Genomic DNA, 26310 nt, shown 5'->3' on the forward strand with positions numbered 1-26310 from the left:
GTCCAGCAAGGATCGCGACAGCGTCGTCGATGCGCGTGCCGCGTTCGTCCTGATCCTGCTGGTGGTTGCCACCGCGGTGTACTGGGTCAGCCATCAGTGACGACGGCTCCGGCGGGCCGCCCCGCGGCCCGTCCGGCGCCTTGCCTTTCCAGCCCCGCCGGCCTAGACCCCGGCGAAATGCAGCACCATCCGCACCAGGGCGTAGAGCAGCAGCACGAAGATCAGCGTGAAGATGATGCCCATGGCGATGAAGTGGCTGGCCTTGCCCTGGCTGAAGTCGCGCGCGCGGTTCTTCCCGCTCTGCACGCCGAAGGCCGCCGCCAGCACGCTTTGCAGCATCTGCCAGAAACTTGGTGGTTTGTTCTGTTGGTCGTTCATCGTTTGCACCTCCATTTGCTCAGAGCCTAGCTTCTAGAGTTCGATTTGCGTCCACTCGCGTTTCTGCCACATCACCGCGAAGATCGCCGACGACAGCCCGCGCTGGAGAATCTGCATGCTCCAGATCGCCAGCAGGCCGCCGCCGAGGACCGGTCCCACCAGATAGGCCAGCGGCAGGAAGAACAACCACTGGTTGCCCAGGCTGACCGCCATCACCGTGCGCGTGGCGCCGGCGCCGAGCAGGGCCTGGGTGAGCACCAGCGCGGTGGCGTCGATCACCATGCCCAGCCCTGTCAGGGTCAGCGGCAGGCGGCCCAGTTCGATCAGCGCCGGATCGCTGACGAACAGCCGCAGGATGGCATCGGGGAACAGCCAGAAGGGTGCGCCCAGCAGCGCCAGGCCGCAGGCGGCGACCTTCACCACGTCCCAGCCCCAGCGGTGCGCGCTGTCGAAGTCGCGCTCGCCCATGCACTGGCTGACCAGGGTGGTGGCGGCCATGCCCAGGCCGATGCCGGGCAGGATCAGGAACAGCGCCAGGTTGATCAGCACGTGGGCCACCGCCAGCTCGCGGGTGCCGACCTGGGCGATGATCCAGAACAGCAGGGTGATGCCGGCGGCGAAGAAGAACTGCTGCAGCGAGTTGGGCAGCGACAGGCGCAGCATCACGCGGACGTCGCGCTCGCTCGGCAGGCGCGGGTGGAAGCCCTGGGCGCGGGCGTCGCGCCAGGTGATCCAGGCGTAGATCAGCGAGCCCAGGTAGAGTGCCAGGGTGGTGCCCAGCCCGCTGCCCACCGCGCCCATGCGTGGCAGGCCGAACAGGCCGTGGATCAGGCTGTAGCTGATCGCCGCGTTGGCCAGGTGCATCACCACCAGCGTGCGCATGTACATGCCCGAGCGGCGCGTGCCGTTCCAGTAGCCGCGGAAGGAGAAGTTCAACCCCACCGCCAGCACCGACAGCGCGCGCCACTCGAAGTAGGGGATGCCGACCGCCAGCACCTCGGGATCGCCGGACAGGGCGCGGACGATGGGCTCGGCGAACAGCAGGCAGATCAGCGTGATCGGCAGCGACAGCCCCAGCGCCACCAGCAGGCCGCAGCTGAGCGGCGCTGCCTGGTCCTGCGTGCGGCCTTCGCCGCGGCGCCGCGCCACCAGGGCCTGCACGCCGGCGCCCAGGCCCATCACCAGGGAAATCGCGACGAAATTGGCGTAGCTGCCGATGCCGACGCCGGCCAGGGACTTTTCCCCCAGATGGCCGACCATCGCGGCATCCACCAGGTTGAGCAGGCTCTGGCTGAGCATCCCGCCGATGATCGGCAGGCCCAGGCTGAGAATGTTCTGGAGGCGCTGGCGCTCTAGCATGGCGTCCTTGGGGAATGTGCTTCCGGCCTGTTCTGGGGATCGTCCGCACCCGTGCCGGTAGGGTGCGTCGAGGGAAAGCCTAGCGTAAGCGCCGTGGCCCTGCCTGTGTTGGTGGATGTCCTCGTGGGCGGGTACCGCCGTTGCCGGCCGGACAGCAAGTGCCGCTCCGGAGTCGCCGTAGCCTCCCAACGGCTGGCATGCCGCATCGGGCTCAGCAGGTAAAGATTCGGATTGGCGGCGCCGTCGGCATCATTCGAACCCGCGCAGGGTCGCAGAGGCGGGGAGTGAAGACAACCGTGGCGAAACGACGCGACCGGTTGCCGCCGGCGAGGCGCGAGCCGTCGCCGGAAGCGGGGGAGCTTACTCGAACAGGCCGTGCCAGCAGTCGCTCAGCTCGCCCAGTTCGAAGGACTTGCACCAGGACTGCTTTTCCAGCCACAGGCGGGTGGTCTCGCGGTCGGCCTCGCCGAGGCTGCCGACGGCGTTCAGGCACAGGTAGCCGGTGAACTCGCCCTCTTCGGTGGCGCCGCCGACGAAGACCCAGCCCTCGGATTCGACGAAGCCGATCCACTGGTCGAGCACGTCATCCAGTTCGCCGGTGTAGTTCACTTCCAGGCTGAAGCCGAACTCCTGGAACTCGCCCAGGCGCAGCTTCTTCTGCAGGCGGCGCTTGCGCGGTTTGGCCATTTGTTCGGGGGTGAGGTATTTCATCTGTCTTTCTCTCGTCAGGGGAGGTCCGGCGGACGGCCGGGCTTCAGTCCATGGTGTCCTGGGTTATCCGCACGTCGGCGAACCACAGCGCTCGCCAGCGCGCCATGCGCTCCTGCAGCGGCAGCTGGCGCGGCGAAGCGGGTTGGGGCGCGCCCAGGGTGGCGGGATTATCCAGTATCCGGGCGTTGAGTGCAGCGTAGGTTTTCCCTGCGTCCTCCCAGAGCGCGGCGCCCAGCACGCCGCAGCGGCGGCAGAGGAGGAAGTCGATGGTGCCGCTGCCCTGGCGGTAGCGCTGTGCGTCGGGCGCCGACCGGCAATGGATGGACAGCCTGCCGCGGGCATCGGAGACGTAGGCCGCGCCGTGCTTGCGGCAGAACTCGCAGTCGCAGGCGCGCGGGGTGTATTCGGCCGGGTAGCGGCTGAGCGTGAGGTGAACGGAGAGGTTGCCGCAGTGGCAGCTTCCCTGAAGCGCGTAGGTCATGGGCGCGGCTCCGGTGGTTGGTCGCCCGGAGCGTGCCGTCCCGCGCCGCGCCGGGCAAGCCCGGTCGCGTCGCGTCGCGGATGCGCCTCAGGCGTCGTAGCCCAGGTTCGGCGACAGCCAGCGTTCGCTGGTGCTGATTTCCTGGCCCTTGCGCGCGCTGTAGCGTTCGATCTGGTCCTTGTCGACCTTGCCGACGGCGAAGTACTGCGCCTGCGGGTGGGCGAAGTACCAGCCGCTGACGGCGGCGGCGGGGAACATGGCGAAGTGCTCGGTGAGGGTCACGCCGGACAGGCCTTTCGGGTCGAGCAGCTTGAACAGCGTGCCTTTCTCGGTGTGGTCCGGGCAGGCCGGGTAGCCGGGCGCCGGGCGGATGCCGACGTACTGCTCCTTGATCAGCGCCTCGTTGCTCAGGTGCTCCTCGGGCTGGTAACCCCAGTATTCCTTGCGCACGCGCTCGTGCAGCCACTCGGCGCAGGCTTCGGCGAGGCGGTCGGCGAGGGCCTTGACCATGATCGCGTTGTAGTCGTCGCCCTTGGCCTCGTAGGCCTTGGCCACTTCCTCGGCGCCGATGCCGGCGGTGGTGATGAAGCCGCCGACGTAGTCCTGCACGCCGCTTTCCTTCGGCGCGACGAAGTCGGCCAGGCTGAAGTTCGGCTTGCCGTCGGGCTTGATGGTCTGCTGGCGCAGGTGGTGCAGGGTGGCCAGCTTGTGGCCGTCGTCGCCGTAGACTTCCAGGTCGTCGTGGTTGACCTGGTTGGCCGGCCAGAAGCCAAGGACTGCCTTGGCGCGAATGAGCTTCCCGTCGATCAGCTGCTTCAGCAGTTCCTGGGCGTCGTTGAACAGGGTGGTGGCCGCTTCGCCGACGACTTCGTCGGTGAGGATGCGCGGGTACTTGCCGGCCAGGTCCCAGGCGATGAAGAAGGGCGTCCAGTCGATGTAGTCGACCAGCACGTTGAGGTCGATGTCTTCCAGCACCTTCACGCCGGTGAAGGAGGGCACCGGCGGCTGGTAACCAGCCCAGTCGAACTGCGGCTTGGCGGCGATGGCCTGCTCGTAGGTCAGGCGCTCGGTGCGCGCGCTGCGGTTGGCGGTGCGCTCGCGGACTTCCGCGTATTCCTCACGCAGCTTGCGCGCATAGTCGGGCTTGAGCTCCTTGGACAGCAGGGTGGTCGCCACGCCCACCGCGCGGGAGGCGTCGGTGACGTAGACCACCGCGTCGTTGCTGTACTGCGGGTCGATCTTCACCGCGGTGTGCGCCTTGGAGGTGGTGGCGCCGCCGATCATCAGCGGCAGGTGGAAGTCCTGGCGCTGCATTTCCCGGGCGACGTGGACCATCTCGTCCAGCGACGGGGTGATCAGGCCGGACAGGCCGATGATGTCGCACTTCTGCTCGCGGGCGGTCTGCAGGATTTTTTCCGCCGGGACCATCACGCCGAGGTCGACGATGTCGTAGCCGTTGCAGCCGAGCACCACGCCGACGATGTTCTTGCCGATGTCGTGCACGTCGCCCTTCACCGTGGCCATCAGGATCTTGCCCTTGGCCTGGGGCTTGTCGCCTTTCTCCGCTTCGATGAAGGGGATCAGGTGGGCCACCGCCTGCTTCATCACGCGGGCGGACTTGACCACCTGCGGGAGGAACATCTTGCCGGCGCCGAACAGGTCGCCGACCACGTTCATGCCGGACATCAGCGGGCCCTCGATGACCTCGATGGGCCGCGCGCACTTCTGCCGGCACTCCTCGGTGTCCTCGACGATCCAGGTGGTGATGCCCTTGACCAGCGCGTGCTCCAGGCGCTTCTCGACGCTATGGCTGCGCCATTCCTCGTCCTCGACTTCCTTGGCCGCGCCGCCACCCTTGTAATTGTCGGCGATGGCCAGCAGCGCCTCGGTGGCGTCCGGGCTGCGGTTGAGCACCACGTCCTCGACCTTGTCGCGCAGCTCCTTGGGGATCTCGTCGTAGATTTCCAGCTGGCCGGCGTTGACGATGCCCATGGTCAGGCCGTTCTGGATCGCGTAGTAGAGGAATACCGAGTGGATCGCCTCGCGCACCGGGTTGTTGCCGCGGAACGAGAAGGACACGTTGGACACCCCGCCCGAGCTCAGCGCGTAGGGGAGGTTGTCGCGGATGTAGGCGCAGGCCTCGATGAAATCGACCGCATAGTTGTTGTGTTCCTCGATGCCGGTGGCGACCGCGAAGATGTTCGGGTCGAAGATGATGTCTTCCGGCGGGAAGCCCACTTCGTTGACCAGGATGTCGTAGGAACGCTGGCAGATCTGCTCCTTGCGCGCCTGGGTGTCGGCCTGGCCGGCTTCGTCGAAGGCCATCACCACCACGGCGGCGCCGTAGCGCTTGCACAGGCGGGCGTGGTGCTTGAACTGCTCGACGCCTTCCTTCATGGAGATCGAGTTGACGATGCCCTTGCCCTGGATGCACTTCAGGCCGGCCTCGATCACCTCCCACTTGGAGGAGTCGATCATGATCGGCACGCGGGAAATGTCCGGCTCGGAGGCGATCAGGTTGAGGAAGGTGACCATGGCCGCCTTCGAATCCAGCATGCCCTCGTCCATGTTGATGTCGATCACCTGGGCGCCGGCTTCGACCTGCTGCTGCGCCACTTCCAGCGCCTCGGCGTAGTTCTCCTCGCGGATCAGCCGGGCGAACTTGGCGCTGCCGGTGATGTTGGTGCGCTCGCCGACGTTCACGAACAGCGAGCTGCGATCGATGGTGAAGGGCTCCAGGCCGGACAGGCGGCAGGCCTTGGGAATCTCCGGGATCGCGCGCGGCGCGTACCTGGCCACGGCCTTGGCGATGGCCTCGATGTGCGGCGGGGTGGTGCCGCAGCAGCCGCCGATGATGTTGAGGAAGCCCGAGGCGGCGAATTCCGCGACCACTTCGGCCATCTGCGCCGGGCTCTCGTCGTACTCGCCGAAGGCGTTCGGCAGGCCGGCGTTGGGGTGCGCGGAGACGTGGGTGCCGGCCTTGTTCGCCAGCTCTTCCAGGTACGGGCGCAGCTCCTTCGCGCCGAGGGCGCAGTTCAGGCCGACGGAGATCGGGTTGGCGTGGCGCACCGAGTTCCAGAAGGCCTCGGTGGTCTGGCCCGACAGGGTGCGGCCGGAGGCGTCGGTGATGGTGCCGGAGATCATGATCGGCAGCTCGACGCCCAACTCTTCATAGACGCCCTGCACGGCGAAGATCGCCGCCTTGGCGTTGAGGGTGTCGAAGATGGTCTCGATCAGGATCAGGTCGGCGCCGCCCTCGATCAGGCCGCGGGTGGCCTCGCTGTAGTTTTCCACCAGCTCGTCGAAGGTGACGTTGCGAAAGCCCGGGTCGTTGACGTCCGGGGAGATCGAGCAGGTGCGGCTGGTCGGGCCGAGCACGCCGGCGACGAAGCGCGGCCTGGCCGGGTTCTCGGCGGTCTTGGCGTCGGCCACTTCACGGGCCAGACGCGCGCCTTCGACGTTCAGTTCGTAGACCAGCGCTTCCATGCCGTAGTCGGCCTGGGACACGCGGGTGGCGTTGAAGGTGTTGGTCTCGAGGATGTCCGCGCCGGCGTCCAGGTAGGCCTTCTCGATGGCCTGGATGACCTCCGGGCGGGTCAGCAGCAGCAGGTCGTTGTTGCCTTTCACGTCGCTCGGCCAGTCGGCGAAGCGGGTGCCGCGATAGTCCTCCTCCTGCAGCTTGTAGCTCTGGATCATGGTGCCCATGCCGCCGTCGAGGATCAGGATGCGCTCCTTGAGGGCTTGCTGGAGGGCTTGCAGGCGTGCGGCGCGGTCGGACATCGGAGGTACCTGGAGGGCGGTGTGACAATGGGTCACTGATGATAACAAAGCTGTGGAAAATTTGAGCTTGCCGGGATTTGCATGAAAATCGCTCATGTTCAGGTCTTCGGCGAGAGGCGCTACGACGGCGTTCCCGCTAGAATCCGCCCATTCCGAAGGTCTGGAGCCTTACATGTCCCGGCGAGCACGCTTCACGTTGTTCATCGCATCCCTGATGCTTTCCGCGCTGTCCCAGGCCGCGAACCTGTCCTACACCCGGGATATCCAGCCGATCTTCACCGAGAAGTGCGTAGCCTGCCACGCCTGCTACGACTCGCCCTGCCAGCTCAACCTGACCGCCGCCGAGGGCGCGCAGCGCGGCGCCACCAAGCTGCCGGTGTACGACGGCGCGCGGACCAGGGCCCAGGACACCACCCGGCTGTTCCTCGACGCCCGCGGCGCGGATGCCTGGCGGCGCAAGGACTTCTGGTCGGTGCTCGACGGCCGGGGCAGCCAGGCCGCGCTGATGGCGCGGATGATCGACCTGGGCCACCAGCATCCGCTGGTGCCCAACGCGAAGATTGCCGATGGCCTGGACCTGTCGATCAACCGCGACAACCAGTGCCCGACGCCCGACAGCATCGACGACTTCGTGCGCAAGAACCCGCGCAGCGGCATGCCCTTCGCCGTCACCGGCCTGACTGCCAAGCAACTGGCGACGCTCAAGACCTGGCTGGCCCAGGGCGCGCCGGTGGACGAGCAGGCCTGGCAGCCGGGCGCCGGCGAGGCGCGGCAGATCGCCGACTGGGAAAACTTCCTGAACCAGCCCGGCGCGCGCCAGAGCCTGGTGTCGCGCTGGCTCTACGAGCACCTGTTCCTCGCCCACCTGTATTTCAGCGAACGCGGCGAGCCCGCGCATTTCTTCCAGCTGGTGCGTTCGCGCACGCCCAGCGGCCAGCCGATCGACCCGATCGCCACCCGCCGGCCGAACGACGATCCGGGCAGCACCTTCTATTACCGCCTGTGGCCGGTGCAGGGCGTGATCGTGCACAAGACGCACATCACCTACCCGCTCAACCCGGCCAAGCTGGCGCGCACCCGGGAGCTGTTCTACGCCAGCGACTGGAGCACCGATCGGGTGCCCGGCTACGGCCTGCAGCACCGCGCCAACCCGTTCGAGACCTTCGCCGCCATCCCGGCGCAGGCGCGCTACCAGTTCATGCTGGACAACGCCGAATACTTCGTCCGCACCTTCATCCGCGGGCCGGTGTGCCGCGGGCAGATCGCCACCGACGTGATCCGCGACAACTTCTGGGCGGTGTTCCAGGACCCGCAGCACGACCTCTACGTCACCGACCCGAACTTCCGCGCCCAGGCCTCGCCGCTGCTGGCGCTGCCGGGGCAGATCGACGAGATGGGCGCGATGCTGTCGCAGTGGCGCGCCTACCGCGACAAGCGCAACGCCTACGAGGAGCTGCGCCAGGATGTCTACGACGACGCGCCGGCGCCGACCTGGGCCGACATCTGGGCCGGCAACGACAACGCCGTGCTGAGCATCTTCCGCCAGTACGACAGCGCCACGGTGCGCAAGGGCCTGATCGGCGGCATCCCGCAGACCATCTGGTGGCTGGACTACCCGCTGTTCGAGCGCACCTACTACGGCCTGGTGGTCAACTTCGACGTCTACGGCAACGTCGCCCACCAGGCGCAGACGCGGCTGTACTTCGACCTGATCCGCAACGGCGCCGAGCAGAACTTCCTGCGCCTGATGCCGCTGGCCGCGCGCAAGCCGCTGCTGGACGACTGGTACCAGGACGGCGGCAGGCTGAAGATGTGGGTCGACTACTACGACAACGACAGCGAGGCCCCGACCGGGCTGTTCCTGCCGCAGAAGGGCGCGAAGAACGCCTTCGCCCAGCAGTTGCTCCAGCGCTACGTGGCGCTCAACGCGCGGCCCGACCCGATCAACCTGTGCGACAACGGCGCCTGCTACCGCAACAGCGTCGCCGCGCCGCTGCAGGACGCCGAGCAGACCTTCAGCCGCCTGGTCAGCCGCCCGGCGGCGGGGCTGCCGGTGATCGACCAGTTCCCCGAAGCGACGATGCTGCGGGTGGAACTGCCCGACGGCCGGCGCGAGGTCTACACCGTGCTGCGCAACCGCGCCCACAGCAACGTCGCCTTCATTGCCGGTGAGTCGCTGCGCTACCAGCCGGGGCTGGACACCCTGACCATCTACCCCGGCGTGCTCTCCAGCTACCCGAACTTCATGTTCAACCTGAAGGCGGGCGAGGCGGGCGCTTTCGTCGGCGCGCTGGAGCGGGCGAAGAACGCGGCGGACTTCGAGAAGGTGGCGGATCGCTGGGGTATCCGCCGCAGCCATCCGCAGTTCTGGTTCTACTTCCACGACCTCGACGCCTACCTGCGCGAGAACGAGCCGGTGGAAGCGGGCGTGCTGGACATGAACCGCTACGAGAATCTCTGACGGGCGGAACCCGTTGACGCCGCTGCCTTCGGCGGCTCCGTAGGATGGCGTGGAGCGAAGCGATACCCATCACTGGACGTGCAGACAATGCCGATGGGTATCGCAAGCTCCACCCATCCTACGAAAAGCGATCCGCCAGCTGCGAATTATTCCTACCAAAACACTAGGGCTTTATCCCGCGCCTCCGAATAGCGTAAACTGGCGCCACGTTTGCGAGGAGTTGCCATGAGCGCCATCACCATTACCGAAGCCGCACAGGATTACCTGGCCGAACTGCTGTCCAAGCAGGACACCCCCGGCATCGGCATTCGCATCTTCATCACCCAGCCGGGAACCCAGTACGCCGAAACCTGCATCGCCTACTGCAAGCCGGGCGAGCAGAAGCCGGAAGACACCCCGGTCGGCCTGCAGGCGTTCACCGCCTACATCGACGCCATCAGCGAGCCCTTCCTGGAAGACGCCATCGTCGATTACGCCACCGACCGCATGGGCGGCCAGCTGACCATCAAGGCGCCCAACGCCAAGGTGCCGATGGTCAACGAGGACAGCCCGATCGGCGAACGCATCAACTACTACCTGCAGACCGAGATCAACCCCGGCCTGGCCAGCCACGGCGGCCAGGTGAGCCTGGTGGACGTGGTCGAGGACAACATCGCCGTGCTGCGCTTCGGCGGCGGTTGCCAGGGCTGCGGGGCGGTCGAGATGACCCTCAAGGACGGCGTCGAGAAGACCCTGAAGGAGCGCATCCCGGAGCTGAACGGCGTGCGTGACGTGACCGACCACAGCAACCGCGAGAACGCCTACTACTGAGTGGGTGATCGAGCAGCGAAAAGGCGACCTTCGGGTCGCCTTTTTGTTTGGGCCTTCTTTCTCGGTGGGGAAGGTTCGCGAGCAAGCTCGCTCCCACAGGCCAGCAGGCTAGGCGCTCTTCGTAGGAGCGAGCTTGCTCGCGAACCGGGCCGGCCTGGCGGCCGGATCGCGGATAAGATCCGCTCCTACGAGAGCGCGGCATCGCACCCCGTAGGATGGCGTGGAGCGAAGCGATACCCATCGATCCCGTGCTCGACGCAGGGTCCGACGCTATCCACCATCAACCCTGATCGCCGGCCTGCCCGATACTTGCCCCGGCCGGCGCTGAAACTACGCATCCACCGCCTGCCGCGACCCCGACCAGAGCATCGCCAGCGCCACCAGCAGCACCGGCCAGACCAGCAGGTTCACCGCGCTCCAGCCGATGCTGGTGATCAGCGCGCCGGAGCTGAAGGACATCAGCGCCGCCAGGCTGCCGTTGCCCAGCTCCATCAAACCCTGCGCATGGCCGCGCTCCTCCGGCGCATGGCCGAAGGCGAGCAGCGTGGTGCCGGCCACCAGCATCAGGTTCCAGCCCACGCCCAGCAGCAGCGAACTGATCAGGAACTGCGCCGCCGACTGGCCGCTCAGCGCCACCGCCGCGCTCACCGCCAGCAGCGCGATGCCGACCCAGGCCACGCGGCGCCCGCCGAGGCGGTCGACCAGCGGGCCGGCGACGAAGGCGGGGAGGAACATGCCCAGCACGTGCCACTGGATCACGCTCACCGAGCGCTCCAGCGGCAGCCCGCAGAAGCTCATGGCCAGCGGCGTGGCGTTCATGATCAGGATCATCAGCCCGTGGCCGGCGGCGGTGCAGGCCATGGCGGCGCGGACTGCCGGGCGCGCGAGCAGCTCGCGCATCACCCGCCAGCCACCGGTGGACGGCGCCGGTGCCGCGCCTTCCGGCAGGCGGCTGAGCACCGCGATGGCGGCCAGGGCCAGCGCGGCGATGGCCAGGTAGGAACCGACGAAGGGCGCCGGCAGCGCATTGCGCGACCACAGCGCCAGGCTCGGCGCGAGCAGCGCGGCGAGCACGCCGCCGCCGATCACATAGGCCGTGGCGCGGCCCTTGTGCGTGCCGTCCACCGCCTCCAGCGCGGCGAAGCGGTAGTACATGGCCGAGGCCTGGTAGGCGCCGATGGGCAGCGCGCCAAGGCAGAACAGCAGGAAATCCGCCAGCCACACGCCCAGCGCGCAGAGCAGCCCGCCGAACACGCCGCAGGCGGCGCCCAGCAACAGTCCGCGCCGGCGTCCGTGGCGCTGCATGAACAGCGACAGCGGCTGCACCGCCAGCAGGTTGCCCAGCACCAGGATCGCCAGCGGCAGGGTGGCCAGGCTGTTCAGCGGGGTGAGCTGGGCGCCGACCAGCGAGGTGAGGGTGATGCCGATCAGCGAGCAGGACCAGTACAGCGCCTGGCTGGCGAACAGCAGGCGGATCGCCGGGATGCGCAGCAGCATGTGTTCCCCCTCAGCCCTGGCAGCCGGCGGGCTTGAGCACCCGCTGGGTGGAGGCCGGATTGGCCGCCAGCTTCTGCAAAGGGCGGCGCGGGCGCGGCACCAGCTCGCCGCCGCAGTTCGGGCAGCTGCCGTGCAGCACGGCCTCGGCGCAGTCGCGGCAGAAGGTGCATTCGAAGCTGCAGATACGCGCGTCCGGGCTGTCGCCGGGCAGGTCGCGGTCGCAGCACTCGCAGTTGGGGCGCAGTTCGAGCATGGCGGGGTCCTCGGCCGATGGTGAGTGTCAGTGCAACTGGCCGAAGCGCTCGGCGTATTCCTGGGGGCTGATCGCCAGGTGCTTGTGGAAGGTCCGCCGCAGGTTCTCCGGATGGCCGAAGCCGCACAGCCGCGCCACCGTGCCGATCGACGCCTGGGCGTCCTGCAGCAGCGCGCGGGCGGCCTCCAGGCGCACCCGTTCGACATAGCGGCCGGGGCCCATGCCCAGTTCGCTGATGAACACCCGCGACAGCGTGCGCGGGCTCATGCAGGCCTGTTCCGCCAGGGCTTCCAGCGACAGGTCGCGGCCCAGGTTCGCCGGAATCCACTCCAGCAGCGCCGCCAGGCGCGGCGTGCGGGTCGGCTCCGGGGTCAGCCAGTGGCTGAACTGCGCCTGCCCGCCGGGGCGCTTGAGGAACATCACCAGCCGCCGCGCCACCGCCAGCGCCAGGGCGCGGCCGAGGTCGGCCTCCACCAGCGCCAGGGCCAGGTCGATGCCGGCGGTGACGCCGGCCGAGGTGAAGACGTGATCGTCGCCGTCGCGGCGCTGCGGGTCGTAGGTGTGCAGGCGGTCGCCCTGCACCCGCACCTCGGGGTAGCCGGCGCACAGCGCATCGACGTCCGCCCAGTGCGTGGTGGCCGCGCGGCCGTCGAGCACGCCGGCGGCGGCGAGGATCAGCGCACCGGAACACACCGAGCCGAGCCGGCGCACCTGCGGTTCGGCGCCGGCCAGCCAGTGCAGCAGGTCGGCGTTCCGGCACTGCGCCGGGACACCGAGGCCGCCGGGCACCAGCAGGGTATCCAGGGTGGCGGGGTCGACATCGCGCCATGCCGCATCGGCGCAGATGCGCAGGCCCGCCGAGGTCGCCACCGGCCCGGCCCGTTCGCCGAGCACCTGCAGTTCGTAGACCGGCGCGAGCCCCTGGCGTTGGCGCTCGACGTTGGCGGAGGCGAACACCTGCAGCGGCCCGGTGACGTCCAGGCTCATGACCTCGGGGTAGAGCAGGCAGGCGATCTGGCGCGGCGATTCCATGGCGGGCCTCGTTCGGGTGATGCAGCGAGTGTGGCGGCGGGTGGCGCTGGCCGCAATGTCAGTCAGCCCACGGATATTGCCATTCTGTCACTGGTTCCAGGTGTGAGAGGGGCGGCCCTGTTCCCCTGGGTTCCCACTCCCCGCAAAGAAGCCATCCGAAATGTTGCGCAGGTCGTCTGGAACCCGGGGGCCTGTTTTTCCGGGCCCTCGTCGGAGTGCCTCCGGGGCTTCTGGCCGAATGCCATCGCGTGCTCTATACCGGTAAGGCATGCAGGCCCGGATGGCCGGGACAAGGAGATGGCGATGCGGGGGAATGACAAGGAGCCCGACGAGGGCATGTTCCAGTTCTCTCCGGAAGATGCGTCGGACGAGCTGATCGAGACGGCGCCCCTGCTGGTGCTCAGCGTCGACGATGACCCCGGTTTCCAGCGCTCGCTGCAGGCGGCGCTGCAGGGCTACCGCTACCAGGACCAGCCGCTGCGCCTGCTGACCGCAAGGTCGGCGGAGGAGGGCGCCAAGCTCATGGTGGAAACGCCGGAGCTGGCCGTGGTGCTGCTCGACGTGGTGATGGAAACCGACGACGCCGGCCTGCGCCTGGTGCGCAACGTCCGCGAGGTGCAGGGCAATGCCGACGTGCGGATCGTCCTGCTGACCGGCCAGCCTGGCATGGCGCCGATGCAGGCGTCGCTGGACCAGCTGGACATCAGCGATTACTGGCTGAAGACCGAGATGAGCCAGGAGCGCCTGCACAGCATCCTCACCGGCAACCTGCGCACCTGGCAGCAGATTCGTGCGCTGAGCCGGGCCAAGCGCGGCCTGCAGGCGATCGTCGAGGCGAGCAACAGCCTGACCCTGGCCCGCGGGCTGGAGGATTTCTCGGCGCGGATGATCTGCGAGCTGTCGGGGCTGCTCGGGGTGGCTCCGGACGGCCTGGTCTGCGTCCAGGCCGGGCATGCCGACGCGACGCCGCTGCACGCCAGCATCAGCGCGGCCGCCGGGCGTTTCTCCGGCCATCTGGCGCGGCCGCTGGAGTCCCTCGACGACGCTTCGATCCGCGACCTGCTGAGCCGGGCGATGCAGGAACAGACGGCCATCGCCACCGCCGACAGCCAGGTGCTGTTCTTCCCCGGCACGCTGGGGGTGCCCCACGCGGCCGCCTACCTGGCCACCGACCGGCACCTCGACGAGACCGAGCACGAGCTGCTGCGGGTGTTCTCCACCCAGGTCAATTCCGGGCTGATCAACGTCTCCCTGAGCAGCCGCCTCGACCGCATCGCCTACGAGGACGCGCTCCTCTCGATCCCCAACGGCAACGCCCTGCTGCGCGAGCTGGAAAGCGTCCTCGCGCTGCCGCCGCCGTGCGGCCGCACGCTGCTGCTGGTGGACCTCGACCAGTACGCCGAGGGCAGCCTGTCGCTGGGCGTCGAGCAGGGCGACCTGATGCTGCAGGGCATGGCCCGGCGCCTGCGCGCCAGCTTCGCGCCGCCCTGCCTGGTCGCGCGCCTGCACGAGGACACCTTCGCGATCCTCGGGCCGACCCCGCGCCTCTCGGCGCAACAGGTGCGCAGCCTGGAGCTGTTCGACGAGAGCGCGCATTCGCCCTTCATCGGCATCGGTGCCGCGCGCCTGGACCTGGACGCCTACAACGGCTCGGCGCGCGGCGCCATCGCCGCCGGCCTGCTGCTGCTCAAGCGGGCGCGCAGCGAGGCGGCGCTGCTGTGCGAATACCACCCGGGCATGGAGGCGGAGACCAGCCAGCGCTTCCAGCAGTCCCACGCGCTCTACCACGCGCTGCGCAACACCCAGGGCATCCGCATCGTGCTGCAGCCCCAGGTGGACCTGGCCAGCGGCCGGGTGACCGGCGCCGAGGTCCTGGCCCGCTGGGTCGATGCCAGCGGGACGGAAGTGCCGCCGGGGGTGTTCATCCCCATCGCCGAGGCCAACGGCCTGATCGTGCCGCTGGGCAAGCGCATCCTGGAGATGGCCTGCGCGGCCGCGCGGGCGCTCGACCAGGCGGGTTTCCCCGACCTGCCGCTGGCGGTCAACGTGTCGCCGCTGCAGCTGGCGCGCCAGGAGTTTTCCGAGGAACTGGTCGCGGTGGTCCGCCAGCACGGCATCCGCCCGCAGCGCATCGAGCTGGAGGTCACCGAGTCGGCGGCGATGAACGACCAGCAGGCCGGCGGCACCATCCTGCGCAGCCTGGAGCAGGCCGGGTTCTCCATCGCCATCGACGACTTCGGCACCGGCTATTCGTCGCTGAGCTACCTGAATTCGATCTGCGCCTCGACGCTCAAGGTCGACCAGCGCTTCGTCCGCGAGATCGGCCAGGTCGACGACGAACAGAGCATCGCCGACATGATCATCGCCCTCGGCCGGCGCATGCAGATGTGCGTGCTCGCCGAAGGGGTGGAAACCGCCGCCCAGGCCGACTGGCTGCGCGAGCACGGTTGCCAGCGCGCCCAGGGCTACCTGTTCGGCCGCCCCGAGCCGCTGGACTCCTTCATCGGGCGCCTGCGTGAACGGGGCTGCTGAGGGCGTGGCCGGGCAGCCGGCCATCCGGCCCGGCTGGCTGCGCCTCAGCGGCCGCCTGCTGCGGCAACAGCGGCGCCACCTGCTGACCCTGGCCATACCCTGGCTGCTGCTGTTGTTCCTGGGGATTCCGTTTCTCTGGGGCGAGCTGGAGCGGGTGGCGCGCGAGCCCGCCATGCGCGCCCGCGACAGCGTGCGCGAGGAGGCCGTGCAGGTGCTGACGCGCTCGCTCGACCTGCTGCGGCATGACGTGGTGTTCCTCGCCGACCTGCCGCCGGAACTGATCAGCGTCGACACACGCCCCGACTCGGTCGCCGCGCGGCTGTTCCTCAGCTTCTCGCGCAGCTCCGGCTTCTACTCGCAGATGCGCTGGATCGACGAGAACGGCGACGAGCGCCTGCGCGTCGACTACCGCGATGGCCGCGCCGAACTGCTGCCGCCGGAGCAGCTGGAGAACCGCGCCGATGCTGCCTACTTCAGCGAGGCGGTGGGGTTGCCGGCCGGCAGCGTGTACTTCTCCGAGCTGGACCTGAACGTCGAGCACGGCGCCATCGAGCGTCCGCTGCAACCGACGCTGCGGGTGGTCAGCCCGGTGCTGGACCAGGACCGCCGGCATGGCGTGGTGGTGCTCAACTACCGCGCCCAGCGCCTGCTCGACCGGCTGCGCCAGCTGGGCGCCCGGCAGGGCGTGAAACTCTACCTGGTGAACCGCGACGGGCACTGGATACTGGGGCCGAGCGCCGAGGATGAGTGGAACTGGCAGCTGGGCAACGGCGAGCGTAGGCTGGCCGCCAGCCTGCCGGACCTCTGGCAGGCGATGCAGGCGCGCGGCAAGGGCCACTGGAGCGGCGCGGGCGGCGACTGGACCTGGTTCGACCTGGACAGCGCCGACGTCCTGGCCAGCCGCGCCGGCGCGCAGGTCGACACCCAGCGTTTCGGCCTGCGCGTGCTGGTGGAGCTGCCGGACACCGCCGCCGGCACCCTGGGCTGGCGCTGGAAGCTGGCGGTCGCCGCGCTGGCGCTGTGCATCGTCGGCCTGGCCGGATTCCTCATGCTGCGCCTGATGCGCAGCATGGAGGCGGAGTCGAGCCGGCGCAGCGAGCTGGAACAGGCCAACACGGCGCTGATCGAGGCGGGACGCGACATGCAGGCGATGCAGGCGGAGCTGGCGCGGGTCGAGCGCCTGTCGTCGCTGGGCCTGATGGTCGCCGGCGTCGCCCACGAGATGAACACCCCGCTGGGCAGCGCCAGCCTGGCGCTTTCCACCGCGCGCAGCAGCCTCGACGAGCTGCTGCGCCGCCTCGACGCCGGGTTGCGCCGCTCCGACCTGGAGCGCTTCCTCGCCGACAGCCGTGAGGCCCTGGGCATCGCCCAGTCCGAGACCACCCGCGCGGCGGGCGTGGTGCAGCGCTTCAAGCAGGTGGCGATGGACCGCACCACGCTGCAGAAACGCCGCTTCGACCTCGCCGAGGCGATACTCGACGCCGACGTCCGCCTGCGCCGCTGGGACCCGCAGCAGCCGGTGCAGCTGGAGCTGGGCCTGGCGGATGGCTTGTGGATGGACAGCTACCCCGGGCCGCTGGGGCAGGTCATCTCCAACCTGCTGGGCAACGCCCTCGATCACGCCTTCCCCGACGGCAGGGCGGGGCGGATCAGCATCACCATCGCCGCCGACGGCCCCGAGCGGGTGGTGCTGAAATTCAGCGACAACGGCAGGGGCATCCCGCGCGCCGAGCTGCCGCACATCCTCGAACCCTTCTTCACCACCGGCCGCCACCGCGGCAATACCGGCCTGGGGCTGCACATCTCGCACCAGATCGTGAGCGAGGTGCTGGGCGGGCGGATGCACGTGGAGAGCGTGGCGGCGGACGAGGCCGAGGGTCTCGCGAGCGGCACCTGCTTCACCCTCTACCTGCCCCGCCGGGGGCCGGAGGCGCTGCCGGATTAGCCCGGTCGAACGGGGCAGGGGCAGAAAGCCCGGCTTCCTGATCGGCGCGGCAACCCAACCGGGATCGCCGCACACGGGCAGACCTGCCTTGCCCGCCCCTCGAATGCCGCGTCACTGTTCTGATTTCACGAACACTGCGGTCATCAAATGCCTGATTGTTGACCACCCTGGCTGCTTGTAGCTTCCACTCACCGGACATCGCCGGGCTATTGCCCGGCGCAGTCTCCGGCATTGGCCTCATAAAAATAAGGAAGCTGCCATGCCTGCCTTCAAGCACTCGCTTGCCAGGCGCCTGTTCGTCCCCGTGGCGATGGGCGCAACGCTTTTCTCCTCCCTGGCCGTCGCCGACGGCGAGGATCCCAATGGTTCCCTGTTCCGCCATTTGTTCGGCGACAGCCTCGAACGCGACTACGGCATCAAGGTGCACGGCTGGGCGCAGGCCGGCTGGATCTACAACGACAACGGCACCGACGACGTCAGCAAGCAGGCGTTCTTCAACGACGACGAGGGCTTCAACCTCAACCAGTTCGCGCTGGCGGTGGAGAAGGCGCCGAAGAGCAACGTCGTTGGCCGCGTCGGTCCGTTCCCCGGGCCGATGCCGCAGGAAGCGGACTGGGGCTTCAACCTCACCGCCCTCTACGGCAAGGACGCGCGCTTCTTCAAGACCTACGGCTGGGACGAGGACCTGGGCGTGAACCGCTCGGCCGATCCGGACGACGAGAACTTCACCATCGCCCAGGCCTTCCTGGACTTCTACTTCCCGGTGCTCGGCGGCTCGGACCTCATGGTCGGCATCTTCCACACGCCGCTGGAGAACGAGATCGGCTTCGCCCTCGGCAGCCCGGCGCCGGCGGACTTCTACAGCCACACCTATTCGTTCATGCACGGCCCGGCCAAGCACGCCGGCGTGCTCTATTCGTTCAAGCTGCCGCAGCGCGAGGGCGGCAGCATGCTCGGCTTCGAGGCGGGGCTGGTGCAGGGCTGGAACAACCTGCAGGACCCCAACCACGATCCCGACGTGATCGCCAACCTGCGCTGGCGTTCGGCCGACTTCCGCACCTGGGTCGACTGGGAAAACATCTACGGCAACGGCGCCGGCGACAGCTTCGCCGAATGCGCCTGCGGCTCGCCGATCCCGGCGGGCGACAAGCACCAGGACCTGACCCGCTACGACTCCTACCTCACCGTCAGCCATGTGCTCGACGAGCGCAACCGGGTCGCCGTGGAGTTCAACTACGGCTACCAGGAGGACGCCGCCTTCGCGGCCTTCGCCAACGAGCGCGATGGCCGCTGGTACGGCACCGACCTCAACTGGTACCACCAGCTGGCGCCGCAGCTGATGTGGAACAGCCGCGCCGAGTGGTTCCACACCACCGCGCCGGTGCACGTGGTGATGGCCAACATCGACCCGGACACCGGCATTCCCGACCCCAGCTGGGGCAACTTCTACGGCTTCACCACCAACCTGGCCTGGACGCCGGTCGCCAACGTCCGCCTGCGTCCCGAGCTGCGCTACGACATCCACAACGGCAGCGGCCGCGATGCGTTCGGTGACGGCGGCGAGGACCGCCAACTGATCGGCTCCTTCGACGTCACCTTCTTCTTCTGAGCACCCGCGAGGTCTCCCATGAACGACAAGAAACTGCCCGGTGGCTTCAGCCGCCGCGACTTCCTGCGCGCCAGCGGCGTGGTTGCCGGCGGGGCGCTGCTGGCCGGCCTGCCGGGTGCGCCGGCGGTGGCCGGCGAGAAGGTCATCCGCATCGGCTACGTCAGCCCGCAGACCGGCCCGCTGGCGCCCTTCGCCGCCGCCGACCGCTTCATCCTCGACGGCCTGGCGCAACTGCTGAAGAACCGCATCGACATCGCCGGCAAGGCCTACCGCCTGGAGGTGCTGGTGCGCGACAGCCAGTCCAACCCGAACCGCGCGGCCGAGGTGGCGAGCGAGCTGATCCTTTCCGACGGCGTCGACCTGATGCTGGTGTCCTCCACCCCGGAAACCACCAACCCGGTGTCCGACCAGTGCGAGATCAACGAGGTGCCCTGCCTGTCCACCGTCGCGCCCTGGCAGCCCTGGTTCTTCACCCGTGGCGGCAAGCCCGAGCAGGGCTTCGAGTGGACCTACCACTTCTTCTGGGGGCTGGAAGACGTGATCGGCGCCTACACCGCGATGTGGGAAGCGCTGCCCGGCAACAAGGTGGTCGGCGGCCTGTTCCCCAACGACGGCGACGGCAACGCCTGGGGCGATGCCCAGCTGGGCTTCCCGCCGGCGCTGGCGCAGAAGGGCTTCCAACTGGTCGACCCGGGGCGCTTCCAGAGCCTGACCGACGACTTCTCCGCGCAGATCGCCGCCTTCCGCAAGGGCGAAGCGGACATCGTCACCGGCGTGGTCATCCCGCCGGACCTCACCACCTTCTGGACCCAGGCGCGCCAGCAGGGCTTGCGGCCCAAGGTGGTGTCGGTGGGCAAGGCGCTGCTGTTCCCCTCGGCGGTGCAGGCGCTGGGCCCGGCCGGGCACAACCTGTCGACGGAAATCTGGTGGAGCCCGCAGCACCCCTTCAGTTCGTCCCTCGACGGGCGCACCTCGGCGCAACTGGCGGCGGCCTACACCCAGGCCACCGGCAAGCAGTGGACCCAGCCGCTGGGCTTCGTCCACGCGCTGTTCGAGCTGGCCGTGGACATCCTCCGCCGCACCGCCCAGGTGGGCGACCCGCATGCCGTACGCGAGGCGCTGCTGGCGACCGAGCTGAACACCGTGGTCGGCCCGGTCAGCTGGAAGCACGGCCCGGTGAAGAACGTCGCCAAGACCCCGCTGGTGGCCGGGCAGTGGCGCCAGGGCGGGACCTTCGGCTACGACCTGGTGATCACCGCCAACCGCACCGCGCCGAACATTCCGCTGGGCGGCGAGATGCAGCCGATCACCTATGGAGGCTGAAGCCATGCAGCCACTGCTGGCCGTCGACGGCCTCCGCAAGCGCTACGGCCCGGTCACCGTGACTGATGACCTGAGCCTGCAGCTCGCCCCGGGCGAGGCGCTGGGCATCATCGGGCCGAACGGCGCGGGTAAGAGCACCCTGTTCAACCTGATCGCCGGCGGCGTGCGCGCCGACGCCGGGAGCATCCGCTTCGCCGGGGTCGACGTGACCCGCGAAGCGGTGCACCGGCGCTGCCGGCTGGGCATCGGCCGTTCGCACCAGATCCCGCATCCGTTCGTGAAGATGACGGTGTTCGAGAACCTGCTGGTGGGCGCGGCCTTCGGCGGCGGCGAGGACGAGCGCGGCGCCAACGAGTGGTGCGCGCAGGTGCTGGAGACCACCGGCCTGCTGCGCAAGGCCAACGTGCTCGCCGGCTCGCTGACCCTGCTCGAACGCAAGCGCCTGGAGATGGCCCGCGCGCTGGCCACGCGGCCGCGCCTGCTGCTGCTCGACGAGATCGCCGGCGGCCTGACCGAGGCCGAGTGCCATGCACTGGTGGAGACCATCCAGCACATCCACCGCGGCGGCACCGCGATCATCTGGATCGAGCACATCGTGCATGCCCTGCTGGCCGTGGTCGGCCGCCTGCTGGTGATCAACTTCGGCAGCAAGCTGGACGAAGGCGAGCCGCAGGCGGTGATGGCCAATCCACGGGTGCAGGAAATCTATCTGGGCATGGGAGGTGCGGCATGCTGAAGGTTCAAGGGCTGCGCGCCGGCTACGGCGACTTCCAGGCGCTGTTCGACCTCGACCTGGAACTGGAGGAGGGCGAGACCCTGGCGATCATCGGCGCCAACGGCGCCGGCAAGTCGACCTTCCTGCGCTCGCTGGCCGGGCTGATTCGCAACGCCCCGGAGGCCATCCGCTTTCGCGGCGAGGCCATCGGCGCGCTGCCGGCCAACCGGGTGCTGCGCCGCGGCATCGCCCTGGTACCGGAAGGGCGCCGGCTGTTCCCCTCGCTGTCGGTGGAGGAAAACCTGCAGATCGGCGCCTGGAGCAAGCGTCGCGGCGCCTGGGACCTGCAGCGCGTCTACCGGCTGTTCCCGGTGCTCGGCGAGCTGCGCCGGCGGCCGGGCACGGCGCTGTCCGGCGGGCAGCAGCAGATGGTCGCCATCGGCCGCGCTCTGATGTCCAACCCGGCGCTGCTGCTGTGCGACGAGATCAGCCTGGGGCTGGCGCCGACGGTCATCCGCGACATCTACGCGGCGCTGCCGGCGATCAAGGCCGGCGGCACCTCGCTGATTCTCGTCGAACAGGACATCAACCAGGCGCTCAGCGTCGCCGACCGCTTCTACTGCTTCCAGGAGGGGCGCGTGTCCCTCGGCGGCCGCCCGCACCAGGCGAGCCGCGAGCAGATCCGCGCGGCCTACTTCGGAATCTAGATATGGACTGGCTCAATACCCTCATCCAGGGCGTCCTGCTGGGCGGCCTGTACGCCATGTTCGCGGTCGGCCTGTCGCTGATGTTCGGCATCATGCGCCTGGTCAACATCGCCCACGGCGACTTCATCGTGCTGGCCGCCTACCTGGCGCTGGTGCTGTGCAACGGCCTGGGCATCTCGCCGCTCACCAGCCTGGTGCTGGTGGTGCCGGCGATGTTCGGCCTCGGCTACCTGCTGCAGCGCCTGCTGCTCAACCGCACCCTGGGCGGCGACATCCTGCCGCCGCTGCTGGTCACCTTCGGCCTTTCGGTGATCGTGCAGAACGCGCTGCTGGCCGGCTTCAGCGCCGACAGCCGCAAGCTCTCCCAGGGCGCGCTGGAAGTCGCCAGCGTCAGCCTCGGCGGGATCAGCGTCGGCGTCATGCCGCTGCTGGTGTTCGGCTGCGCGCTGCTGGTGATCGGCGGCCTGCAGCTGCTGTTCTACCGCACCACGCTCGGCCGCGCCCTGCGCGCCACCTCGGACGACGCGCAGACCGCGCGCCTGATGGGGATCGACAACAGCCAGCTGTTCGGCCTGGCCATGGGCCTGGCGATGGCGGTGGTGTCCATCGCCGGGGTGTTCCTCGCCATCCGCACCAGCTTCGATCCGGCCATCGGGCCGGGGCGCCTGCTGTACGGCTTCGAGGCGGTGATCATCGGCGGCCTCGGCAGCCTCTGGGGCACCCTGGCCGGCGGCGTGATCCTCGGCGTGGCGCAGGCCGTGGGCGCGCGCATCGACCCCGGCTGGCAGATCCTCGCCGGCCACCTGATGTTCCTGCTGATCCTGCTGGTCCGCCCGCGCGGCCTGTTCCCCCGGAGTGTCGACTGATGAATGCCATGAATCCCGTCTGGCGGGTGCAACGCACCACCCGCAGCAGCCGCGTCGGCCTGGGCCTGCTCGGCGGCCTGCTGTGCCTGCTGCTGTCGCTGCCGCTGTGGGCGTCCCCGGCGCTGCAGCACGCGGTGATCGAGTTCGCCTACTACCTGGCGCTGGCGCAACTGTGGAACCTGCTGGCCGGCTATGGCGGCATGGTCTCGGTGGGCCAGCAGGCGTTCGTCGGCCTCGGCGGCTACCTGCTGTTCCTGCTCGCCGGCAAGCTGGGCCTGCCGCCGCTGCTCGCGCTGCTGGCGGCGGGGCTGCTGACCGCGCTGCTCGCGGTGCCCTCGGCGCTGTTGCTGTTCCGCCTGCGCGGCGCCTATTTCGCCATCGGCACCTGGGTGCTGGCCGAGGTGTTCCGCCTGGGCCTGGCGCAGGTGGGCAGCCTCGGCGGCGGTTCCGGGCAGAGCCTGCCGGCGACGGTGATCCGCAGCCTGGGCGCCAGCCGCGATGCACGTGAGGCGTTGCTGTACTTCAGCGCGCTGGGCATCGCCGTGGCGGTGATGGCGGCGATGTTCCTCCTCCTGCGTTCGCGCCAGGGCCTGGCGCTCACCGCGATCCGCGACTCCGAGGCGGCGTCCGGCAGCCTGGGGGTGAACACCCGGCGCACGCGCCTGCTGGTCTATGTGCTGGCCGCCGGCGGCACCGGCCTGGTCGGCGCGCTGATCTTCCTGCAGAAGCTGCGCATTTCCCCGGACGCCGCGTTCAGCGTGCAGGACTGGACCGCCGCGGTGATCTTCATCGTCATCATCGGCGGCATCGGCAGCCTGGAGGGACCGCTGATCGGCACCCTGGTGTACTTCGCCCTGCGCGCCTGCTTCGCCAGCTACGGGCCGCTGTACATGATCATCCTCGGCAGCGTCGCGGTGCTGATGATGCTCAAGGCCCCGCAGGGCATCTGGGGCCTGCTCGGCGAGCGCTACGGCTGGCAACTGCTGCCGATGCGCAGGACGCTCAGCCCATACCGGGGCCCGTAGAGTGAGCGGGGGCGGCGAGACCCGTCGACGCAGTTGCGCTCCCCCCGTTCGCCCGCGACCTGCAACGTCGCCCCCCGGCGCCGGCTAGAATCCGTTCTGGCCGGCGTTGCCGCATCCATAAGAACAAGAACCGGAGGCCCAATGGATCACCTGCTCAGCATCGAGGCGTTCGTCCGCGTCGCCGAGACCGGCAACTTCGCCCGGGCTGCCCAGCAGCTGGGCGTCACCCGCTCGGTGATCACCCATCGCATCCAGCAGCTGGAGCAGTTCATCAGCGCGCCGCTGTTCCACCGCAGCACCCGCCATGTGCGCCTGTCCGAAGTGGGCGAGACCTACTACAAGGAATGCGCCGACATGGTCGCCGGCTTCAAGGCCCTCACCGAGCAGATGCGCGACCTGCGCGCCAAGCCCACCGGCAAGCTGCGCGTGCAGATGCTGCCGGGGCTGGCCATCCATCACTTCGGCCCGCTGCTCGCCGAGTTCGCCGAGCTGTACCCGGACATCGAGGTGGACGTGATCGTCAACGACCGCGTCGTCGATCCCATCGAGGAGGGCTTCGACGTCGCCTTCCAGATGTTCCCGCCGCAGGCCGAGACCCTCATCGAGCGCAAGCTGTTCAGCGTGCGCCGGCTGTTCGTCGCCAGCCCGGAATACCTGCAGCGGCACCCGGCGCCGCAGCACCCGGAGGAGCTGCTGCAGCACCGCATCGCGCTCTACGAGGGCTACCCGACGCGCAACCGCTGGCAATTCCACCACGGCGGCGAGGTGATCGAGCTGAGCCTGCCGGGGCAGGTCCGCTCCAACTCCGTGCACCTGCTGCGCGACTACGCGCTGACCGGCTCGGCGCTGGCCTGCCTGCCGACCCTGGTGGCCGGCGCCGACCTGCAGAGCGGCCGCCTGGTGCCGCTGCTGATCGACTACCCGCTGTCGTCGTTCAATTTCTCCGCGGTGTTTCCCGCCACCCAGCGGCGCGCGCTCAAGGTGCGCAGCCTGATCGACTTCCTGGTGGAGCGGATCACCGACGAGCCGGCCTGGGACCGGCCGCTGCTGGAAAAGGGCTGGGTGCGCTGAGGCGCCTTCGTCCGGCCCCGCAAGCGCCCTCCGACCACGATGACCGCGCCCCGCCCGGGCGCGGTTTTTGTTCGTGATTTGCGAACACTCCTGTCGGACCGTCTGTGATTGTTGGCGGGGCCCGGGACTCGTACCTTGTTCCCAACGACTACAACAACAAAACGGTGAACGACATGAATGCCGCATTTCGCACTGTCTTCGGCGCCCTCGACGACTACCGCAAGGGCTCCATCGAACTGGTCAAGGGCGACGCCCGCCACTATGCCTTCTCCAACGTCTTCGAAGTCGCCAGCCAGTCCGCCGCCTACGAGAAGGTCGTGGTCGGCCTGAACCTCGGCTACGTCATCGAGGTGCTGCGCGCCGAGGGCCGTTCCCCCTGGTTCCACTGCGCCCACGACGAATTCGCCATCTGCATGGACGGCGAGGTGCGCATCGACTTCCTCAAGCTCGACGAACCGCTGCGTGACGGCGAGGGCACCGCGCTGGCCGGCGAGCAACCCAGGGGCAAGCCCATGGGTTACGTGCTGCTCAAGCGCGGCCACCAGGCCCTGCTGCCGGCCGGCTGCGCCTACCGCTTCGAGAGCGGCCGCCCCGGCGTACTGCTGCAGCAGACCATCAAGGGCCCGCTCTCGGTCGAGAAGTGGGCGGACATCTGCCTCAAGTAAGCCCGCCAGCGAACAATAAAAGGAGCCTCCCCATGGCCATGCCCGAAACGCTCGAACCGACCCGCGCCTTCGCCCTCGACGAGGTCGAAGCCAGCCATTGCGATGCCGTCACCGGCTACCGCAGCTTCCGCCTCGGCGCCTTCACCCTGTCCCGCGATGAATACTTCGCGCGCATCGAGTGGCCGGCCAAGGGCCAGCTGCGCTCGCACCTGATCCCCGCCGACGCCTTCCTCCGCGCGATGATGCGCGACGTGGCCTGGGGCTTCTTCTACGGCTGGGTGAACTTCGACTCGGTGATCGGCACCCGCAACCACTACGGCAAGGTCGACCTCTACGCCGGCACCTTCAACGGTGTGCTCAGGGACGCCGGGGTCGACTACATCGAACAGTTCGAGACGCCGAAGATCATGGCCACCTTCAAGGCCATCCTGCGCGACTGGACCAACGAAGGCTTCGACCCCTTCGCCGCGCCGGAGGAAACCGGCAGCGCCTACGGCCGCAAGCACGGCGACAACCTCGACGCCATCGAGCGCTTCCGCATCGCCACCAAGCGCATGCCAGGGCTGCCGGACGACTCGCCGCTGCGCGACGACCTGCCGGTGAACCGCCAGTTCGCCGACGTGCCCCAGGACGAGCCGGAAGTGCATGCCGCCGCAGGCTTCGAAGGCGAGCTGCACGCGATCAACCTGTTCAAGTACCTGTCGCGTTCGGACGTGACCTGGAACCCCTCGGTCAGCTCGGTGTGCAAGGCCAGCCTGTTCTGCCCGACCACCGAGGAATTCATCCTCCCGGTGTTCCACGGCAACGACCGCATCGAGTGGTTCCTGCAGCTGTCCGACGAGATCATCTGGGATGTCGCCGACAAGGACGACGGCACCCCGCGCGCCCGCGTGACCATGCGCGCCGGCGACATCGCCGCGATGCCCGCCGACATCCGCCACCAGGGCTATTCCACCAAGCGCTCGATGCTGCTGGTGTGGGAGAACGCCACGCCGAACCTGCCGCAGCGCTACGAGAGCGGCGAGCTGGCGCCTTACCCGGTCGAGTTCTGAGCCCGGCCGGCCACTCCGTACGAGCCCCTTTCCCTTCG

At 68.9% G+C, this 26310-nt stretch carries 21 protein-coding genes; 13 read left to right on the forward strand and 8 right to left on the reverse strand.

Features of this window, described 5'->3' with window-relative positions; genetic code table 11:
- Nucleotides 1-162: 162 nt before the first annotated feature.
- From AC3B6A_RS11285 to metH, 5 genes are all read right to left on the reverse strand, one after another.
- A complete protein-coding gene (locus AC3B6A_RS11285) occupies nucleotides 163-378 on the reverse strand; it encodes a DUF2970 domain-containing protein (RefSeq protein WP_488402779.1) in 216 nt (71 codons plus the stop codon).
- Between the two features lie 33 nt (nucleotides 379-411).
- Entirely contained in the window at nucleotides 412-1737 is a 1326-nt protein-coding gene (locus AC3B6A_RS11290; protein WP_488402780.1) for an MATE family efflux transporter, read from the reverse strand.
- Nucleotides 1738-2097: 360 nt separating this feature from the next.
- Nucleotides 2098-2448 carry a YggL 50S ribosome-binding family protein gene (locus AC3B6A_RS11295; protein ID WP_488402782.1) on the reverse strand — a complete coding sequence of 117 codons (351 nt, stop codon included), beginning with the start codon at nucleotides 2446-2448 and terminating at the stop codon, nucleotides 2098-2100.
- A 43-nt stretch (nucleotides 2449-2491) separates the two neighbouring features.
- Nucleotides 2492-2929, reverse strand: coding sequence for a GFA family protein (locus AC3B6A_RS11300; RefSeq protein WP_488402783.1), 438 nt, complete (start codon nucleotides 2927-2929; stop codon nucleotides 2492-2494).
- 87 nt (nucleotides 2930-3016) lie between these two features.
- Nucleotides 3017-6709 (reverse strand): methionine synthase, encoded by a 3693-nt coding sequence (gene metH / locus AC3B6A_RS11305; RefSeq protein ID WP_488402785.1) that lies wholly within the window; start codon nucleotides 6707-6709, stop codon nucleotides 3017-3019.
- Between the two features lie 214 nt (nucleotides 6710-6923).
- Between metH and AC3B6A_RS11310 the strand changes: the two genes are divergently transcribed.
- Together AC3B6A_RS11310 and nfuA are read left to right on the forward strand one after the other, a co-directional pair.
- Entirely contained in the window at nucleotides 6924-9170 is a 2247-nt protein-coding gene (locus tag AC3B6A_RS11310) for a fatty acid cis/trans isomerase (RefSeq protein ID WP_488403567.1), read from the forward strand.
- Between the two features lie 225 nt (nucleotides 9171-9395).
- On the forward strand, nucleotides 9396-9980 hold the full coding sequence (gene nfuA, locus AC3B6A_RS11315; RefSeq protein WP_488402787.1) for a Fe-S biogenesis protein NfuA: 585 nt from the start codon (nucleotides 9396-9398) through the stop codon (nucleotides 9978-9980).
- Nucleotides 9981-10310: 330 nt separating this feature from the next.
- Here nfuA and AC3B6A_RS11320 read toward each other — a convergent pair whose 3' ends face one another.
- From AC3B6A_RS11320 to AC3B6A_RS11330, 3 genes are read right to left on the reverse strand one after another with little or no spacing between them, the layout of a single operon-like run.
- Nucleotides 10311-11477 (reverse strand): MFS transporter, encoded by a 1167-nt coding sequence (locus AC3B6A_RS11320; protein WP_488402788.1) that lies wholly within the window; start codon nucleotides 11475-11477, stop codon nucleotides 10311-10313.
- Between the two features lie 10 nt (nucleotides 11478-11487).
- Nucleotides 11488-11730, reverse strand: coding sequence for a DUF1272 domain-containing protein (locus AC3B6A_RS11325; protein WP_488402790.1), 243 nt, complete (start codon nucleotides 11728-11730; stop codon nucleotides 11488-11490).
- A gap of 27 nt (nucleotides 11731-11757) precedes the next feature.
- On the reverse strand, nucleotides 11758-12762 hold the full coding sequence (locus AC3B6A_RS11330; RefSeq protein ID WP_488402791.1) for a GlxA family transcriptional regulator: 1005 nt from the start codon (nucleotides 12760-12762) through the stop codon (nucleotides 11758-11760).
- Nucleotides 12763-13065: 303 nt separating this feature from the next.
- Between AC3B6A_RS11330 and AC3B6A_RS11335 the strand changes: the two genes are divergently transcribed.
- From AC3B6A_RS11335 to AC3B6A_RS11385, 11 genes are all read left to right on the forward strand, one after another.
- The gene (locus AC3B6A_RS11335) at nucleotides 13066-15294 is read left to right on the forward strand and encodes an EAL domain-containing protein (protein WP_488402793.1); all 2229 of its coding nucleotides are present in this window, start codon (nucleotides 13066-13068) and stop codon (nucleotides 15292-15294) included.
- Nucleotides 15278-17239 (forward strand): sensor histidine kinase, encoded by a 1962-nt coding sequence (locus tag AC3B6A_RS11340; RefSeq protein ID WP_488402795.1) that lies wholly within the window; start codon nucleotides 15278-15280, stop codon nucleotides 17237-17239. The genes AC3B6A_RS11335 and AC3B6A_RS11340 overlap by 17 nt, the downstream gene beginning before the upstream one ends.
- 259 nt (nucleotides 17240-17498) lie before the next feature.
- Nucleotides 17499-18848 (forward strand): outer membrane beta-barrel protein, encoded by a 1350-nt coding sequence (locus tag AC3B6A_RS11345; RefSeq protein WP_488402797.1) that lies wholly within the window; start codon nucleotides 17499-17501, stop codon nucleotides 18846-18848.
- An 18-nt stretch (nucleotides 18849-18866) separates the two neighbouring features.
- On the forward strand, nucleotides 18867-20171 hold the full coding sequence (locus AC3B6A_RS11350) for an ABC transporter substrate-binding protein (RefSeq protein WP_488402798.1): 1305 nt from the start codon (nucleotides 18867-18869) through the stop codon (nucleotides 20169-20171).
- A 4-nt stretch (nucleotides 20172-20175) separates the two neighbouring features.
- Nucleotides 20176-20907, forward strand: a complete 732-nt coding sequence (locus AC3B6A_RS11355; protein WP_488402799.1) for an ABC transporter ATP-binding protein — start codon at nucleotides 20176-20178, stop codon at nucleotides 20905-20907.
- Nucleotides 20901-21593, forward strand: a complete 693-nt coding sequence (locus tag AC3B6A_RS11360; protein WP_488402801.1) for an ABC transporter ATP-binding protein — start codon at nucleotides 20901-20903, stop codon at nucleotides 21591-21593. Before AC3B6A_RS11355 ends, AC3B6A_RS11360 begins: the two co-directional genes overlap by 7 nt.
- Nucleotides 21594-21595: 2 nt before the next feature.
- Complete coding sequence (locus AC3B6A_RS11365) at nucleotides 21596-22459, forward strand: branched-chain amino acid ABC transporter permease (protein ID WP_488402802.1); 864 nt, start codon at nucleotides 21596-21598, stop codon at nucleotides 22457-22459.
- Nucleotides 22459-23484 (forward strand): branched-chain amino acid ABC transporter permease, encoded by a 1026-nt coding sequence (locus AC3B6A_RS11370; protein ID WP_488402804.1) that lies wholly within the window; start codon nucleotides 22459-22461, stop codon nucleotides 23482-23484. Before AC3B6A_RS11365 ends, AC3B6A_RS11370 begins: the two co-directional genes overlap by 1 nt.
- Before the next feature lie 141 nt (nucleotides 23485-23625).
- On the forward strand, nucleotides 23626-24555 hold the full coding sequence (locus AC3B6A_RS11375; RefSeq protein ID WP_488402806.1) for a LysR family transcriptional regulator: 930 nt from the start codon (nucleotides 23626-23628) through the stop codon (nucleotides 24553-24555).
- Nucleotides 24556-24728: 173 nt separating this feature from the next.
- Nucleotides 24729-25220: a cupin domain-containing protein gene (locus tag AC3B6A_RS11380; protein ID WP_488402808.1), complete on the forward strand. Its 492-nt coding sequence runs from the start codon at nucleotides 24729-24731 to the stop codon at nucleotides 25218-25220.
- Nucleotides 25221-25252: 32 nt separating this feature from the next.
- Complete coding sequence (locus tag AC3B6A_RS11385; protein WP_488402810.1) at nucleotides 25253-26272, forward strand: hydroxyquinol 1,2-dioxygenase; 1020 nt, start codon at nucleotides 25253-25255, stop codon at nucleotides 26270-26272.
- Nucleotides 26273-26310: the final 38 nt, after the last annotated feature.

It is taken from the genome of Pseudomonas sp. B12(2026), assembly GCF_057767015.1.

What these genes read in the sequence shown, in the direction of transcription:
- AC3B6A_RS11360 (WP_488402801.1), top strand. Translation starts at nt 20,901, where the DNA reads ATGCTGAAGGTTCAAGGGCTGCGCGCCGGCTACGGCGACTTCCAGGCG.
- AC3B6A_RS11300 (WP_488402783.1), bottom strand. Translation starts at nt 2,929, where the DNA reads ATGACCTACGCGCTTCAGGGAAGCTGCCACTGCGGCAACCTCTCCGTT.
- AC3B6A_RS11335 (WP_488402793.1), top strand. Translation starts at nt 13,066, where the DNA reads ATGCGGGGGAATGACAAGGAGCCCGACGAGGGCATGTTCCAGTTCTCT.
- AC3B6A_RS11365 (WP_488402802.1), top strand. Translation starts at nt 21,596, where the DNA reads ATGGACTGGCTCAATACCCTCATCCAGGGCGTCCTGCTGGGCGGCCTG.
- nfuA (WP_488402787.1), top strand. Translation starts at nt 9,396, where the DNA reads ATGAGCGCCATCACCATTACCGAAGCCGCACAGGATTACCTGGCCGAA.
- AC3B6A_RS11370 (WP_488402804.1), top strand. Translation starts at nt 22,459, where the DNA reads ATGAATGCCATGAATCCCGTCTGGCGGGTGCAACGCACCACCCGCAGC.
- metH (WP_488402785.1), bottom strand. Translation starts at nt 6,709, where the DNA reads ATGTCCGACCGCGCCGCACGCCTGCAAGCCCTCCAGCAAGCCCTCAAG.
- AC3B6A_RS11345 (WP_488402797.1), top strand. Translation starts at nt 17,499, where the DNA reads ATGCCTGCCTTCAAGCACTCGCTTGCCAGGCGCCTGTTCGTCCCCGTG.
- AC3B6A_RS11290 (WP_488402780.1), bottom strand. Translation starts at nt 1,737, where the DNA reads ATGCTAGAGCGCCAGCGCCTCCAGAACATTCTCAGCCTGGGCCTGCCG.
- AC3B6A_RS11355 (WP_488402799.1), top strand. Translation starts at nt 20,176, where the DNA reads ATGCAGCCACTGCTGGCCGTCGACGGCCTCCGCAAGCGCTACGGCCCG.
- AC3B6A_RS11380 (WP_488402808.1), top strand. Translation starts at nt 24,729, where the DNA reads ATGAATGCCGCATTTCGCACTGTCTTCGGCGCCCTCGACGACTACCGC.
- AC3B6A_RS11285 (WP_488402779.1), bottom strand. Translation starts at nt 378, where the DNA reads ATGAACGACCAACAGAACAAACCACCAAGTTTCTGGCAGATGCTGCAA.
- AC3B6A_RS11385 (WP_488402810.1), top strand. Translation starts at nt 25,253, where the DNA reads ATGGCCATGCCCGAAACGCTCGAACCGACCCGCGCCTTCGCCCTCGAC.
- AC3B6A_RS11375 (WP_488402806.1), top strand. Translation starts at nt 23,626, where the DNA reads ATGGATCACCTGCTCAGCATCGAGGCGTTCGTCCGCGTCGCCGAGACC.
- AC3B6A_RS11330 (WP_488402791.1), bottom strand. Translation starts at nt 12,762, where the DNA reads ATGGAATCGCCGCGCCAGATCGCCTGCCTGCTCTACCCCGAGGTCATG.
- AC3B6A_RS11325 (WP_488402790.1), bottom strand. Translation starts at nt 11,730, where the DNA reads ATGCTCGAACTGCGCCCCAACTGCGAGTGCTGCGACCGCGACCTGCCC.
- AC3B6A_RS11320 (WP_488402788.1), bottom strand. Translation starts at nt 11,477, where the DNA reads ATGCTGCTGCGCATCCCGGCGATCCGCCTGCTGTTCGCCAGCCAGGCG.
- AC3B6A_RS11350 (WP_488402798.1), top strand. Translation starts at nt 18,867, where the DNA reads ATGAACGACAAGAAACTGCCCGGTGGCTTCAGCCGCCGCGACTTCCTG.
- AC3B6A_RS11295 (WP_488402782.1), bottom strand. Translation starts at nt 2,448, where the DNA reads ATGAAATACCTCACCCCCGAACAAATGGCCAAACCGCGCAAGCGCCGC.
- AC3B6A_RS11310 (WP_488403567.1), top strand. Translation starts at nt 6,924, where the DNA reads ATGCTTTCCGCGCTGTCCCAGGCCGCGAACCTGTCCTACACCCGGGAT.